11 protein-coding genes and 1 pseudogene are annotated in these 14,915 nt (G+C 67.6%); 7 read left to right on the top strand and 5 right to left on the bottom strand.

The genetic code is table 11. From position 1 onward, the window contains the following. Positions 1 to 963: 963 nt before the first annotated feature. The 3 genes from G3I56_RS08225 to G3I56_RS08215 form a co-directional block, all read right to left on the bottom strand. A complete protein-coding gene (locus tag G3I56_RS08225) occupies positions 964 to 1,791 on the bottom strand; it encodes a hypothetical protein (RefSeq protein WP_164408240.1) in 828 nt (275 codons plus the stop codon). Further along, complete coding sequence (locus tag G3I56_RS08220) at positions 1,788 to 2,564, bottom strand: hypothetical protein (RefSeq protein WP_164408239.1); 777 nt, start codon at positions 2,562 to 2,564, stop codon at positions 1,788 to 1,790. Before G3I56_RS08220 ends, G3I56_RS08225 begins: the two co-directional genes overlap by 4 nt. 883 nt (positions 2,565 to 3,447) lie before the next feature. Beyond that, a complete protein-coding gene (locus tag G3I56_RS08215) occupies positions 3,448 to 4,272 on the bottom strand; it encodes a hypothetical protein (RefSeq protein ID WP_164408238.1) in 825 nt (274 codons plus the stop codon). 284 nt (positions 4,273 to 4,556) lie between these two features. Here G3I56_RS08215 and G3I56_RS08210 point away from each other — a divergent pair, with 284 nt between their 5' ends. Beyond that, positions 4,557 to 5,240 (top strand): formylglycine-generating enzyme family protein, encoded by a 684-nt coding sequence (locus tag G3I56_RS08210; protein WP_343239903.1) that lies wholly within the window; start codon positions 4,557 to 4,559, stop codon positions 5,238 to 5,240. A gap of 175 nt (positions 5,241 to 5,415) precedes the next feature. On the opposite strand, the gene G3I56_RS08205 is transcribed toward G3I56_RS08210, so the two are convergent. Continuing rightward, positions 5,416 to 6,282, bottom strand: a complete 867-nt coding sequence (locus G3I56_RS08205) for a bifunctional DNA primase/polymerase (RefSeq protein ID WP_164408237.1) — start codon at positions 6,280 to 6,282, stop codon at positions 5,416 to 5,418. Between the two features lie 435 nt (positions 6,283 to 6,717). On the opposite strand from G3I56_RS08205, the gene G3I56_RS08200 reads away from it, so the two are divergent. From G3I56_RS08200 to G3I56_RS08175, 6 genes are all read left to right on the top strand, one after another. After that, entirely contained in the window at positions 6,718 to 7,023 is a 306-nt protein-coding gene (locus G3I56_RS08200; protein WP_164316012.1) for a hypothetical protein, read from the top strand. 261 nt (positions 7,024 to 7,284) lie between these two features. Next, positions 7,285 to 8,256 carry an OB-fold domain-containing protein gene (locus tag G3I56_RS08195; protein WP_203689516.1) on the top strand — a complete coding sequence of 324 codons (972 nt, stop codon included), beginning with the start codon at positions 7,285 to 7,287 and terminating at the stop codon, positions 8,254 to 8,256. Then, entirely contained in the window at positions 8,253 to 8,669 is a 417-nt protein-coding gene (locus G3I56_RS08190; protein WP_164408235.1) for a MaoC family dehydratase, read from the top strand. The genes G3I56_RS08195 and G3I56_RS08190 overlap by 4 nt, the downstream gene beginning before the upstream one ends. Then, complete coding sequence (locus tag G3I56_RS08185; protein ID WP_164408234.1) at positions 8,666 to 9,832, top strand: lipid-transfer protein; 1,167 nt, start codon at positions 8,666 to 8,668, stop codon at positions 9,830 to 9,832. The genes G3I56_RS08190 and G3I56_RS08185 overlap by 4 nt, the downstream gene beginning before the upstream one ends. 225 nt (positions 9,833 to 10,057) lie before the next feature. After that, positions 10,058 to 10,648 (top strand): SigE family RNA polymerase sigma factor, encoded by a 591-nt coding sequence (locus G3I56_RS08180; protein ID WP_164408233.1) that lies wholly within the window; start codon positions 10,058 to 10,060, stop codon positions 10,646 to 10,648. Between the two features lie 194 nt (positions 10,649 to 10,842). Further along, a complete protein-coding gene (locus tag G3I56_RS08175) occupies positions 10,843 to 12,519 on the top strand; it encodes a long-chain fatty acid--CoA ligase (protein WP_164408232.1) in 1,677 nt (558 codons plus the stop codon). Between the two features lie 120 nt (positions 12,520 to 12,639). Here the strand turns inward: G3I56_RS08175 and G3I56_RS08170 are convergent. Next, positions 12,640 to 14,915 (bottom strand): annotated as a pseudogene (locus G3I56_RS08170) (nickel transporter); the annotation flags it as partial.

The raw sequence follows: 14,915 nt of genomic DNA, 5'->3' as shown, positions 1-14,915 counted from the left end.
CGTCGTCGTTCACTGCTGAGCGGCGTCGGACGGCTCAACCAACACCGTCATTAGTGTCGGCTGACCGCGTTGCGCAGTGTCTCGAACCAACTCATGAGAAGCCACCGCAGCCGCCACCGCCAGCCTCGGCGCCCGCCTTGTGGTTCCGGACTTGTCGGCAAACGTGGAAATCGGGGAGGGGCAGAGACGCGCGGGCCTTGGCGTCGTGGGCCGCCACTACCGTGCACATGGCAGTAGCCGTTCCATCCGGCCTGGTTTCCACACGCCCGCCCTTGCCGTGTCACACCAGCACAACGCCCCATGAACTGAGTCTGACAGGGCCTGTGCGGGCAGGGGGCCGACTGGGGCAACTACTACACGGGAGTTCTAGGCTTCAGGTACGGAGCCATCAGCTTGAGGAGCTCAGAGTATCCAGGGCTTCTTCCAGTCCTGACCTGCGACGGCGCTGCGTTGGAACATGGTCGGCGGTCAATGGGTTCCCCGGTGTTCCCCCTGTACCCCCACCGGCCACAGCCACGCTACTGGGGTCGTCGGCTGGATCAATTTGCGTCTGTTCGGGCTGTGGCCAGCTCGGGGGCTGACCTCGACGAACGTCGGAGCGAAGTACCGTCTGTCTCGTATGCTCACAGCATGGCTAGCCGCTGTTCCTGGCTTGAGTGGGCACGTACGTGATGCGCTGCACTAGAGCCCGGCGGCTTTAAGGCTGTAGCCTGTACTTGATCCGCGGGGCGCAAGCCCACCGGAGGGGTTGGCTCGGAGGCATCCGAATCAACCCAGCTTCGCTCGGCGCTGGCAGTGATTAGGTGGCGCGATTACTTTGGTCGAGCCCCGAAGTTCACTTCGGTTGCGGTCTACCAGTACCACTGCTTACGAGCCGTGCTAAGTGAGAGCGCTCGACAACTTCAAATCTTATGTGAATGCCTCATCATAATTTATGGTGAGGCATTTTTATGCCAGTAAAACTTAAGGCCAAACCTTTTTACTCTTATTCTTGCCGCTTCCCTGGCCAGGCCTGACATATCCGTCGGGGTAGATGTTGCAGTACGAACTACTTCCGGGAAGTTTCCAGACCTCATGGGTGGTAGTGATTCGCTCGTCCCCATTTTTGCGCGTCACATCCCAGTGGTATCCCTTAGGTATTTCGACGCCGTTTACGCACAGCACGTCTCCCCCATGCATCGCCTTCGCCTTTGCCCACTCCCGGCGGGACCGATCAAGACGTGTTGAGCTTCCACCAAAGAGAGTGCGAAAATCGCGCAGCTGGGCTTCTTCCTCTAGATGCTCCCAATCCTTCTCTGTATCAAAAATATGTAGCGGGAGCATGCGCGGATCGTGCACATCAGTTGCACAATAGCTTGCCTTCAATTGCCCGAGTTCGTCAACGAATTGTGCGCATTCAGCAGGTGATCGAAAAACGCGGAAGTAGGCCTTGTATCGGACGAAACCCTCTAGGCTAATCAGTTGCTTTTTTCTCACAGGGATACTACTTGGGTCGCGTCTGATGAAGCATCCAATATTGGACATCGCGAGCACAGGGATCCGGTGAATTTGTGTATATAGATCTCTGGCGTGCTCGATTCCAACTAGATTGAAAGGCCTTCCAGAGTTAGGGCCGCCCGCCACTTTGACCAACTCTGTGCGGCGGACAATGAATTCAGCTCTTTCCGCTTTGCACTTCTTTTCGACGATTTTTCGAATCTCGATTTGGTCTCTGCTCTCGCGACCGTTTGGTGGGGAAAAGAAGTATACGGAAACCTGCTCGTCGGACTGCGGGCGTGCTCCCCCGTTCACAGCTCTACCTGCTTGGTGAGGCCGATTCGGAGGCCAGCCTCCCCGCCGCCGTACGCACGCAGCACAGCAGAGGGAGGCAGGCTGATCGCCTTAAGCTCTTCCTCCGTCATGTTCCTAACGCAGCGCAAAATCAATTCTCGAAGTTGAGCCACTCCCACAGGAGCGTTACTGCGAATTGGATTTCGATGCTGTACTAGATCTTCAGGTACCGGAAGTGAATTATCGCGAAACCATTCCGCCAGGAGCTTCACGACACGGTTGTTGAGGTACTCATTCCAAATGTTCCTTGTGCGAATTGGTAGGTTGTTTGTGGCCAGCCCTCTAGCGGCCCAAATTGCAACCTGCTCACTTTCTTGTTCATCGATCAAGATCTGCTCGGGGAGTGTTTCTTGGAAATTGTGCCGCCATTGGTCCATGTCCTCGCTGGAAATGGTTGGCATTTCGGGAAGAGTACTGTCGGTGCTGGGAGCGGTCGGGTGGACGGCGATCGCCTGTTTGCCGTCCCAGTGGTAAATGTTCCCTGAACGGTAATCCATCGTGGCGCGCCACAAGTCTGGGCGGATTCGCCCTCGGATTGCAGCGGGGGCATTCTTGCTATCGGTGAGTGAAGTGTCAATCAACCTAACTTTTGGTGGAATGGTGGAGCTGTCGAGAGCTAGCAGGTCTGGGTATGCCTTGACGAATGCGGCAATATCGCGGGCCCCGTAATCGGTTTCTTTGAAGGCGCGGTTTGTGATATCTAGGAGACGATTCTTAAGGACGGCCGTGGTCATTTCTGTCCAGTTAGGTCGACCGCTCCTTCTGGCGGATTCGAAGGCTTGAGTGATTAGGCCTCTTCCGCTGTCTCTCACGTCTGTGGGATCGCCGGTAGTGGAGTGCGCATCGGTCATGTGTGGGATTGTCGCTCATCTCCCCGCAAAAATCAGCTGCTCGATGATGAGTCGGCCCGGTGCTGGTCGGGCCGCGCGCAGGGAGTGGAGCGAATCTCCGTGAGCCCGTAGATGCAGTTGTACATAGTTCAATATGTGACTTATGCCATACTTCGGTTGATGCTTTACGCGTTGACGTCGCTTCACGCTTCACGCTTGACGGTTCCGGTCCCGGGTTGCTGTCTGCGGCTGCCGGTGGGACGCGCTAGGTCGGTGTAGGCGGGGCGGCCGAGGAGCCGTCGTGGCGCCGGCACCACCGTTCAGCGGCATCCCTGGGGAGCGGAACCGACCCAGTGGACCCCGTCTGGACCACGCCCCCCGAGTAGCACCCGCGCCCGGCACGCTCTACCAGCTCCGCCCCTGGTGAACGGGCCGTAGCCAGGTTCCCCGACCGGCCCAAGCGAACCGTCTTGAAAACCGTCGTGGCAGCGATGTCACCGTGAGTTCGAATCTCACCGCTTCCGCCAGGTCGGAGAGTTTGCAGGTCAGGTGGGGTGTCTCTCGGTGAGGGACACCCCACCTGCGTTCACCTTGTCTAACCTTGACGCGGGCTCTGTCGCATTGTTGATCAGTGTGTGGGGCAGACGTGGACCACGGTCCGTGCCGCGCTTGGACCCTCTGTCGGATGGGGGAGCGCTTTTGCTGGATGAGGGTCTGTTCAGTGCTTGGGCGAGTGAGGTTCTGAGGATCGGCCACCCCGCATGCGAAGCCGGCCCGATAGGTCACGTCAGCAGTGGCAGTGGACCCGGACGAGGATCGTGTCGCCGGGAAGGTCCGCGAGGTATGCCTCGCTGTCCGGCCAGATGGCGGGACGCGGGGCGTCGTGCGGGCACAGCTCGGGTTCGCAGAAGGCGTGGATGGCCTGCATGCCGTGCTCGTACACCTCCAGCCACCAGCCATCCAGAGTGAGCACATCGGTGTTCGCCGACCTCGTCCACGTGTGCTCTCGGATGTACTCGGCACGGGTTCCCGCGTAGCCGATGACCGGGTGCTCCGAAGGATCGCTGTCGCCGATGAAGCCCAGGAAGCCCGAGTCGAGGCTGAAGGGGTGGTCGAGGTAAGCCTTGATCAGCGGCTGGGCCCGGTAGGCGGAGAACATCGCGTCTGCGTACCCGTCACCGCCGAATGCGGTGGGGTCGTTTTGCCAGCGGTCCACGTAGTCCGCGAGGGGAACGGCCGCAGGGTGCACAGCGGAGAGGCTGTGCCACAGGTCCCACGACGCGGCGGCGGCACGTTCGGAAGCAAGATGCGGTTGGGAGAAATCCAGCAGTGCGCGTGGTCCTCCGGCGCAGACGCCCGGAGGGCTGGGGCGGGGTGTGCCGCCGGGTGCAGGGTTGTCATGGACGAGCCGGGGGTCGTCCGCGTGTCCGGAGGCGACGGCGAAGCCCATGCCGTTGCTGCCGCCGCGAATTCGGCGGGAGTCCCACATGCCGCGACTGACAGGGTTGTTTCCTGAATCGGAGTCGAAGGGCGCAAGAGCCTTCGTGAGCGCCCCTTCGACATCGTCCGCGGCCTCGGCCGGCAGGCAGACCGTCACTGTTACACCAGCCATCACCCCTCCTTGTCGTCCCGGCGAACAGGATGATGGCACGTGTGCGGATCGCGTCACAGGCCAGGTCGACGGGGCTGGGACGCCTGGCTCATTCGTCAGGGCGTCCTTGGGCTTCACCGCACGGACGAGAAGCCGCTCCGGCTTGCGAAGTGGCGCCACAGCTTGCGAAGTTGATCTGGCCCCATCGTTGAGGGGGTGGAGGTGCTGGGCCTGGTCCGACAACGGCTTCGCTGCCGCCTCCGAGAGATCGGCGGAGTGGGGAAGGCGCCACTAGGGTGGCCGTTGTGGACGTGGGGACAGTAAACGAGATGGTCGCCGTCCCGTCGGGACGGGTGACGCTGTCGGACCGGCGGACGCAGAGCAGTTGGCCGGTCGAGGTGGCGCCGTTTCAGATGTCGGCGTTCCCTGTCACTCAGTCCTGGTACGCACTGATCACAGGCCGAGGGCCGAGTAGCACCCAGGGCGAGCGGCTACCGGTTGAGGGTGTTTCGTGGTGGGACGCCGTCCAGTTCTGCAACGTCTTGTCCCGGCGTGAGGGGCTGGCCCCCGCGTATGACCTGCGCGTCGACGCCGGCACGGCCGAATGGGACACCTCCTCGGACGGATACCGGTTGCCGACCGAGGCCGAATGGGAGCACGCCTGTCGTGCGGGGACTACTGGCGCGCGGTACGGCCCGCTCGACGAGGTCGCCTGGTACCAGGGCAACTCCGATGGGCGGATCCATGCTGTCGGCGGCAGGCAACCCAACGCATGGGGTCTGTACGACATGTTGGGCAATGTGTGGGACTGGTGCTGGGACGTCTACGACGCCGAGGTGTACGGCACCTACCGGGTGCTCCGCGGTGGTGGATGGGCCGACGAGCACTGGAGCTGCCGGGCGTCGGTGCGGCGGCGCAGCCACCCGACCTTCCGGATCGACGACGTGGGATTCCGCGTTGCGCGCTCCACACCATTGCCTCGGCCATGACTGCCTCACCTTGAAACGGTCGGTCGGGCCGCCGTGGCAGCGATGTCACCGTGAGTTCGAATCTCACCGCTTCCGCAGTGGCTCAGTGCGTGAGCCGATCAGGAGGGGCGCCCCGACACCGGGGGCGCCCCTCCTGTGTGTCCGCTCCCTCAGGCTGGCAGCCCCGCCCCGGGGTTCACCCCCGCCGCCCCGTCATCCTCGCCGCCGAAGCAATCGTCGCCCGTGCCTCCCGTTCCGTCAGCCCCGTCTGTACGGCCGCTTCGACCAAGGGGGCCAGCAGGGCGGGCCCGAGGCCGTTCTCGTACGCGCGGCAGGCTGCCCAGAAGAGGCGGGTGTTGCGTTGGCCCTCGTGGGCCGCGAGGACGAACTGGACCAGGCCCTGGCCGTGTTCGCCCGGCGTGGGGGACGTGGAGTAGGGCGTGCGCGGCGGCGGAAGGAGTAGGCGCAGGAGGGACGGTGGGCAGAGGGCCGGGGTCAGGTGGGCGGTGCCTGGGGCGGTGCCGTAGACGCCGTGTTCGGTTCGGGAGCCGGGGCCGACGAGGTAGCCGCCGGCTCCTCTGATGTCGATGCCGGGGGCCAGCCTGCTAGCCGAGTTGGGGACCACGGCGTCCGCGGGGCCGGTCAGCCAGAGGTGGCGCCCGCCGGACGGGGTCAGGACGACGACCGTCTCGGGGATCGTGAAGAGGTGGCGCAGGGCCAGTTCGCGTAGGGCGGCGGAGGAGTCCGTACCCGACTTGGTGTCCAGGTCGATGCCGATGAGGTGGTGCGGGGGCAGGCCGCAGGCGATGCCGTAGCCGGTGGCCCAGGGGGCGGCGGCGAAGAGTTCGCGGATGCGGGACGGGTCGGTCGTGGCGTCGTACACGCCGTGGCCCATGCTTCCGCACTCGCCGTGGCACGGGGCCGGGGCCGGGTCGTCGTGGTGGGGGGAGCGCAGGGCCGGGAGTTTCGTGCGGGACAGGGGGATGACGGCCAGGCCGCGTTCGGCGGCTGACAGGGCGTGGGCGAGGGCCAGCGTCGTGGCCTGCCGGTCTGTGGTGGCCATGCCTCTATGTTCGTACTCATGTTCGAAAAAGGGAAGGGCATGTGGCCCTCCGGAGTCGTCTTGGCGGAATGGCTGGAAATGTGCGGGAACGCTTCGGCCCTTGCGTCCCTTGGGTGTCAGCCGTACTGGTTGGCGTGAATCACCCTCACTGGCCTGACCTGCAACTTCCGTTACTTGAAGAGGGTTTATCGACTTGTCATCACGCTTCAGGGGGAATGAGTGGTTCCGGGGTGGTTCGCCGGGGATTCGGTGGGCAATCCTGATCTCGCGACGCAGTGCACAGCGGCGAAGCAGCGCTGGGGCGGGTGGCCAACCGCCTTGGGGCTAGAGGTAGTTCACGCATGACAGGTACTACGCGTCACATGCACTACGCATCACACGTACTTCGTACGGTCCGGCACGTAGCCGGGGCGTACATGTTCTGGAGGAACAGACATGGCAAGCATCCGTACCGCCCGCGTTCTCGCCGCCGTCTCGGCTCTGCCCCTCGCCGCCGCGCTCTTCAGCGGCGTCGCCACGGCGGACAACGGCGCCTTCGCGGACGACGGATCGAACTCGGCCGTCGCCAGCATCATCGGCAGTGGCGTGGGCGGAAACAACAACGGCAACTCGTCCACCTCGCAGCAACAGGCGGTCGGCTCCGGCGCCTCGAACCAGAACAACACGGCACAGGTGAACGGCTCCGCCTTCACGGCCATCGACCAGTCCAACGCCGTCGTCAACTTCACCAACCTCTGGTGAGCCATGGGCCGACGGGGGTGTGGGTCCCCGGCGGTCCTGAACTCCCTTGGGGGGAGCGCTTCATGGGGTGGTAACGCGTCTGCGCGGCGGCACGTACTTCGTGCCGCCGCGCAGACGTTTTGCGAGCCCTCGGCATCCTATTGACACTCTCCAGCATCTGACGGACAGTCAGAAACCGTGACCCACCTACCCAGTTATCAGCCCGGGGACCGGCCCGGTCCTCGACTCGGTGATCCGCCCGGCGATCAACTCGCCGAGCGGCTGGCCGCGTTCGAAGGGCGCCCCGCCGTCCGCGACGGTGTCGGCAAGGATCCGGTCAACGAGCCGATGATCCGGCACTGGTGTGAGGCGCTGGGCGACACGAGTGCGGCGTACGCCGGACCGGACGCCGTCGCGCCGCCCGCCATGCTCCAGGTGTGGACGATGGGCGGCCTCTCCGGGAATCCGGGCCGCTCGGCCGCGTACGAGGAACTGCTCGCCCTGCTCGACGGCGCGGGCTGCACCTCGGTCGTCGCCACCGACTGCGAGCAGGAGTATCTGCGGCCTCTGCGGCCGGGGGACCAGGTCACCTTCGACTCGGTCGTCGAGTCCGTCGCCGGGCCCAAGACCACCAAGCTCGGCACCGGGTACTTCGTCACGACCCGGACTGATGTGCGAGTGGACGGTGATCCGGTGGGCACCCACCGGTTCCGGATCCTCAAGTACGCGCCGGTACGCACGTACGCCCCCTCGCGCGCCCCTGAGGTGCCTGAGACATCTGAGACCCCTGTGGGGCAGAAACCCCAGGTCAAGCCCACCCCCACCCCCACCCCTACCCCCACGCGCCCCCGGCCGGTCATCAACCGTGACAACGCCGGATTCTGGGACGGTGTCGACCGCCGCCAGCTCCTCATCCAACGCTGCGTCGGGTGCCGCACCCTCCGTTTCCCCTGGCTGCCGGGGTGCAACGCCTGCGGCGGCGGAGAGTGGGACACCGTCGAGGCGTCCGGCGACGGCTCCGTCTTCTCGTACGTCGTCCTGCACCACCCGCCCTTCCCGGCCTTCGACCCGCCCTACGCGGTCGGGCTGATCGAGCTCGCGGAGGGCGTGCGGATCGTCAGCAACGTGGTGGGCGTGCCGTACGACAAGGTGCGGATCGGGATGCCGGTGCGGCTGGAATTCGTACGGTACGAGGAGGGGCAGCCGGCGCTTCCGGTGTTCCGGGGCGACCTTCCCGCGGAGGTGGGCGGATGAGGGCCGGGGACGAGCTGCCGCCGCTGGAGATCGCGGTCACGCGCACGCTGATCGTCGCCGGGGCGATCGCGTCCCGTGACTTCCAGGACGTGCACCATGACGCCGAGTCGGCGCGGGCCAAGGGGTCCCCCGACATCTTCATGAACATCCTCACCACGAACGGGCTGGTGGGACGGTACGTCACCGACTGTTTCGGGCCGGCCGCGGTACTGCGCAAGCTTGCCATCCGTCTCGGCGCCCCCAATTACCCCGGCGACACCATGGTGTTGACCGGCCGTATCGAGGACGTCGACGGCGACACGGCCGTCGTGCGCGTCCTCGGGTCGAACGGGATCGGCCGGCACGTGTCCGGAACGGTGACCGTCTCCGTACCCCCATCCGTACCCCCGTCGGCCTCGGGAGGCACCCCGTGACCCTGCACGCGCGTGACGACCTCGGCGGCCGTGCGGCCATCGCCGGCATCGGGGCCACCGAGTTCTCGAAGGACTCGGGGCGCAGCGAGCTGCGGCTGGCTGTGGAGGCGGTGCGGGCCGCGCTCGACGATGCCGGGCTGACGCCGGCCGACGTGGACGGCATGGTCACGTTCACGATGGACACCAGCCCGGAGATCACCGTCGCGCAGGCCGCGGGGATCGGGGAGCTGTCCTTCTTCTCACGGGTCCACTACGGCGGGGGCGCCGCCTGCGCGACCGTGCAGCAGGCCGCGCTCGCCGTCGCGGCCGGGGTGGCCGAGGTAGTCGTCTGCTACCGGGCGTTCAACGAGCGGTCGGGACGGCGGTTCGGGTCGGGGGTGCAGCGGCGAGAGCCGTCGGCGGAGGGGGTGGCGCTCGGCTGGTCGCTGCCGTTCGGGCTGCTCACGCCCGCCTCCTGGGTGGCGATGGCGGCGCAGCGCTACCTGTACGCGTACGGGCTGTCGGCGGAGGCGTTCGGGCAGGTCGCCGTTCGTGGCCGGAAGTACGCGGCGACCAATCCGGCCGCCTGGTTCCACGGCCGGCCCATCACCCTCGCCGACCACGCGGCCTCGCGCTGGATCGCCGAGCCGCTGCGGCTGCTGGACTGCTGCCAGGAGACGGACGGCGGTCAGGCGGTCGTCGTCACCTCCGTCGAACGGGCGCGCGAGCTGCGGCAGTCGCCCGTCGTCGTCGCGGCGGCGGCCCAGGGCGCCGGCCGCGCACAGGAGCAGATGACCAGCTTCTACCGCGACGACCTCACCGGGCTCCCCGAGATGGGCGTGGTGGCCCGCCAGCTGTGGCGGACCGCCGGTGTGGGCCCGGCCGACATCGACGTCGCCATCCTGTACGACCACTTCACGCCGTTCGTGCTGATGCAGCTGGAGGAGTTCGGTTTCTGCGCACCGGGTGAGGCGGCGGATTTCGTCGCGGCCGAGGGGCTGCCCCTGAACACGCACGGGGGTCAGCTCGGGGAGGCGTACCTGCACGGCATGAACGGCATCGCGGAGGCGGTACGACAGCTCCGCGGGAACTCCGTCAACCAGGTGCCGGGCGCGGAAAGAGCGCTGGTCACGGCAGGTACGGGGGTGCCTACGTCGGGGCTGGTGCTGGAGGCCGCCGGATGAGCGCGACCGTGCGGCCGGCCGCTGGGCCCGCGGCTTCTCCTACTACCGGAGGAGCAGCCGCCGTACTACCGCCGTACGACCCCTCAGGGTTGAACCCTTACAGTCCCGTACCCGGCCTCCACCTTCAGGAGGTGGAGGCAGCCCCCTTCCTACAACCTGAGGCGGACGTGGCTTCGGGACCTGCGGCCGATCCGCCCGAGCGGGGGGCGAACCTAGCGTAGAGCCATGACCACACTCGTCTGCACCAGCGCTTCGAACGCGGCTACGCCGGCGACGCAGACCCTGTCGTTCGCGTCCTACCCCACGCAGGCCTCGTACCCCACGTACCCCTCGTTCTCGTCGTACGTGAAGGCCCGTCGCCCGGTCCTGCTGCGCACCGCCCGGTCGCTCACCGCGAATCCGAGCGACGCGGAGGACCTGCTGCAGACCGCGCTCACCAAGACGTACGTCGCGTGGGAGCGGATCGAGGACCACCGTGCGCTGGACGGCTATGTCCGCCGGGCGCTGCTGAACACGCGGACGTCGCAGTGGCGGAAGCGGAAGGTCGACGAGTTCGTCTGCGACGAGCTGCCCGAGCCCGAGGGGACGCCGGTCGGTGATCCGGCGGACCATCAGGTGCTGCACGACGCGATGTGGCGCGCGATCATGAAGCTGCCCGCGCGGCAGCGGGCGATGGTGGTGCTGCGGTACTACGAGGATCTGAGCGAGGTCCAGACGGCCGAGGTGCTCGGGGTGTCGGTGGGCACGGTCAAGTCGGCGGTCTCACGGGCGCTGGGCAAGCTGCGCGAGGACCCTGAGCTGGTGCTGGCCCGATAGCTCCGCCAGTGGATCGGCTGGTAGCTCCGCCGGTGAAACCACCGGTGAATCGGCCCGTTGGTTCCCGGATGGGAACCTCTTGTGACCCCCGATAGTTCCCGAGGCACGACGTGATCTGATCGATCACTCTCCCCTAGTGACGTACCGCTCGGTATGTGCGCAGAATCAGCACACCATTTACCACCGAGTAGGCAATGAAGCCCCGGGAGGACGCCGTGCTGAGCACCATGCAGGACGTACCGCTGCTGATCTCAAGGATCCTGACCCATGGGTCGACGATCCACGGCGACTCGCAGGTCATCACCTGGACCGGTGAGGCCGAACCGCAGCGCCGCTCCTTCGCCGAGATCGGGGCCCGGTCGGCACAGCTCGCACACGCCCTGCGCGACGACCTGGGAGTCGACGGCGACGACCGTGTGGCCACGCTGATGTGGAACAACTCCGAGCATGTCGAGGCCTACTTCGCGATCCCCTCCATGGGCGCGGTCCTGCACACCCTGAACCTGCGTCTGCCTCCTGAACAGTTGGCCTGGATCGTCAACCACGCCGCCGACAAGGTGATCATCGCGAACGGCTCGCTGCTCCCGCTGCTCGCCCCGCTGCTCCCGCACCTCAAGACGGTCGAGCACGTCGTGATCTCCGGCCCCGGTGACCGTTCCGCCCTCGCCGGGTCGCACGCCCAGGTGCACGAGTACGAGGACCTCGTCGCCGGGAAGCCGACCGGCTACGACTGGCCCGAGCTGGACGAACGCACGGGCGCCGCCATGTGCTACACCTCGGGGACGACGGGCGACCCCAAGGGCGTGGTGTTCTCGCACCGCTCCATCTACCTGCACTCCCTCCAGGTCAACATGGCCCAGTCCATGGGCCTGACCGACCAGGACACCTCCCTGGTCGTAGTCCCCCAATTTCATGTGAACGCCTGGGGCCTGCCCCACGCGACCTTCATGACCGGCGTCAACATGCTGATGCCGGACCGGTTCCTGCAACCCGTCCCGCTGGCCGAGATGATCGAGAAGATCCGGCCGACGCACGCCGCCGCAGTCCCCACCATCTGGCAGGGCCTGCTCCTGGAGCTCACCGAGCGCCCCCGGGACGTCTCGTCCCTCACCCAGGTCACCATCGGCGGCTCCGCCTGCCCGCCCGCCCTCATGGCGGCCTTCGACAAGCTGGGCATGCGCGTCTGCCACGCCTGGGGCATGACGGAGACCTCCCCGCTCGGCACGATCGCCCGGCCGCCGGCCCATGCGGTGGGTACGGAGGCGGAGTTCACGTACCGCCTCACGCAGGGCCGTTTCCCGGCGAGCGTCGAGGCCCGGCTGAGCGGCCCCGGTGGCGAACGGCTCCCCTGGGACGGCGAATCGGCCGGCGAGCTGGAGGTGCGCGGGCCGTGGATCGCGGGCTCCTACTACAACGGCCCTGACAACGAACCCCTGCGCCCCGCCGACAAGTTCAGCGAGGACGGCTGGCTCAAGACGGGCGACGTCGGCACCATCAGCGCCGACGGCTTCCTGACGCTCACCGACCGCGCCAAGGACGTCATCAAGTCCGGCGGTGAGTGGATCTCGTCCGTCGACCTGGAGAACGCCCTCATGGCCCACCCGGACGTCATGGAGGCGGCCGTCGTGGCCGTCCCCGACGACAAGTGGGGCGAACGCCCGCTGGCCACGGTCGTTCTGTCGGAGGGCTCCATCGCCGACTTCGCGTCACTGCGCGCCTTCCTCGCCGACGAGGGCAAGATCGCCAAGTGGCAGCTCCCGGAGCGCTGGACGATCATCGAGTCGGTCCCGAAGACGAGCGTCGGCAAGTTCGACAAGAAGGTCCTGCGCAAGCAGTACGCGGAGGGCGAGTTGGACGTCACCAAGCTCTGACGGCCGACCGGGGCTGACGCGTGTGGGTGATATACGTGCGTGACATGTGTGGGGTGGGGCGATGTTTCACGTGAAACATCGCCCCACCCCACACATGCAGAATGTGCCGATCAACGCTGACTAATTGGTGCCGATGCGGGCGAGCAGATCGACGATCCGACTCTGCACATCGGCGCTGGTGGACCGTTCGGCGAGGAACAACACCGTCTCGCCGGAGGCGAGCCTCGGCAGGTCGGCCTGGTCGACGGCGGCCGTGTAGACGACCAGTGGGGTGCGGTTCAACTGCCCGTTCGCCCGCAACCAGTCCACGATTCCAGCCCTGCGACGCTTCACCTGAAGCAGGTCCATGACCACCAGGTTCGGTCGCAGCTGCGAGGCCAGCGTGACCGCGTCGGCGTCGCTCGCGGCCCGCGCGACCTGCATCCCGCGCCGCTCCAGCGTCGCCGTCAGCGCGAGCGCGATCTCCGCGTGCTCCTCGATGAGCAGTACCCGCGGCGGATGCTGCTCACTGTCACGCGGGGCGAGCGCCTTCAGGAGTACGGCGGGGTCGGCGCCGTACGCCGCCTCGCGCGTCGCCTGCCCGAGCCCGGCCGTGACCAGCACCGGAACCTCGGCGGCAACGGCGGCCTGGCGCAGCGACTGGAGAGCGGTCCGGGTGATCGGCCCGGTCAGCGGATCGACGAACAGTGCTGCCGGGAAGGCCGCGATCTGCGCGCTGACCTCCTCGCGCGAGTTCACGATGACGGGCCGGTACCCGCGGTCGCTGAGCGCCTGCTGCGTGCTGACGTCCGGCGCGGGCCACACCAGCAGCCGGCGCGGGTTGTCCAGCGGTTCCGGCGGCAGCTCGTCGTCCATGGGCTGTGGTTGCGGCTGGTCGGAGACCTCGACGGCGCCGCCGGGCCCGTCGAGCGGCTCCGGGCCCTCGGCGGCGTTCTGGTCCGGTGCTCCTATGGCGTACGAGCGCCCGGCTCCTTCGGTGAACCCGGGCAGCCGCGGAGTGCCCGGGGCGAGCTGTGTCTGCCCGGCGAGCGAGGGCTGCGTGGGCGACGCCACCTGGGCGGGCGGTGCCTGCCCGGCGAGGGAGGCCTGACCCTGCAAAGGTGCCTGGCCGGCCGGGGAAGGCTGGGCCGGCACCGGTGCGGCGGGTGCGGCCTGGCCTGTCTGCGGGTGCGGGCGGCCCGTCGTCTCAGGCTGGCCGGCAGGCTCGGGGCGCGTACCGAGCTTGCGGCGACGACCGGAGCCGTTCGAGCCGTTGGTGCCGTGCGGAGGCGTCGCGTTCTGCGGCCGGCCCGGTGTCTGGACCTGCGCCGCCTGCCGACTGAACGCCACCCCCTGCCCGAGCGTCCGCACGCTGATCGCGTGCCCCTGCGCCGAGTTCGGGTCTACCGGCGCGGCGGCGGCCTCGGCGGGCAGCGCCTGCCCTACCCGGGGCTGCGCGACCCGCTCAGGAGGAAGGGGGACGGCTGCCGCCTGAGGCGCGGGGGCAGCGGCAGGAACAGCGGCCGGGTTGTTCGGGTTCGGCGCTACGGCGGTGCCGGCGTCCGGGGTTTCGTCGTCGGTCGTGGGCCAGGGCTGGGGCTGAGGCTGGGCGGCCTGGGCGGGGATCGCCTGGCCGGGTGCGAGACCCTGGGCAAGGGCGGGCTGGGACGCCGTACCCTGCGCCGGGACCTGCTGCGGATGGGCCTGGGGAACGGGCTGGGGGGCCTGCTGCGGGACCTGCTGGGGAACCTGCTGGCCCTGGATGCCCTGTGCCGGGACGGGCTGACCGGGGAGAGGCTGACCGGGGACGGGCTGCGCGACCGGCTGTCCGAGCATCGGTTGCGCGGGAAGCCCCTGCGCGGGAACTGCCTGTCCGGGCATGGCCTGTGCGACTTGGGCGGGCTGCGCGAGCTGTGCGTTTTGTGCGGCGGGAACAGCCTGACCGGGCATGCCCTGCCCCTGCCCCTGCCCCGGTACACCGCCCTGCGGACCGGCGGCGGCCTGGGCGGCCATCGCCTGTGCGGGAGCCGCCTGAACGGGAACGGCCTGAACGGGAACGGCCTGGCCGGGGATCCCGCCCGGCGGCACTGCCGTCGGCTGCTCCGGAGCCTGGCGCGCACGGCGGCGACCGGTCGGCGCGGAGGTCGGGTGAGGCTGGGGCGGGGTGTGGTCGTCGTCGGGATCGTGCATGAGCCCGTCATGACGGCCACCGTCGTCGAACCGGTCGTCGACCGGCCCGGCGGGCGCCGCGGCACTTTCGTCCGTCCGGTCGGCCGCTGCCGGAGGCAGGGCGAACACCGGACGTGGGCCCGCCTCCTGCGCGCTGCCGCGCTCGGCCGCCGCCGCCAGGGCTCGGCGCCGGCGCCCTGTGGGCTGCCCGTCCGAGCCGTCGTCGGCGCCGGCCGCCTCACCGAGGG

The sequence above is a fragment of the Streptomyces sp. SID12488 genome (assembly GCF_010548275.1).
Taxonomy (GTDB): domain Bacteria; phylum Actinomycetota; class Actinomycetes; order Streptomycetales; family Streptomycetaceae; genus Streptomyces.
Note: the sequence above shows the minus strand (reverse complement) of the source record. Positions and strands in the feature narration are given on the sequence as shown.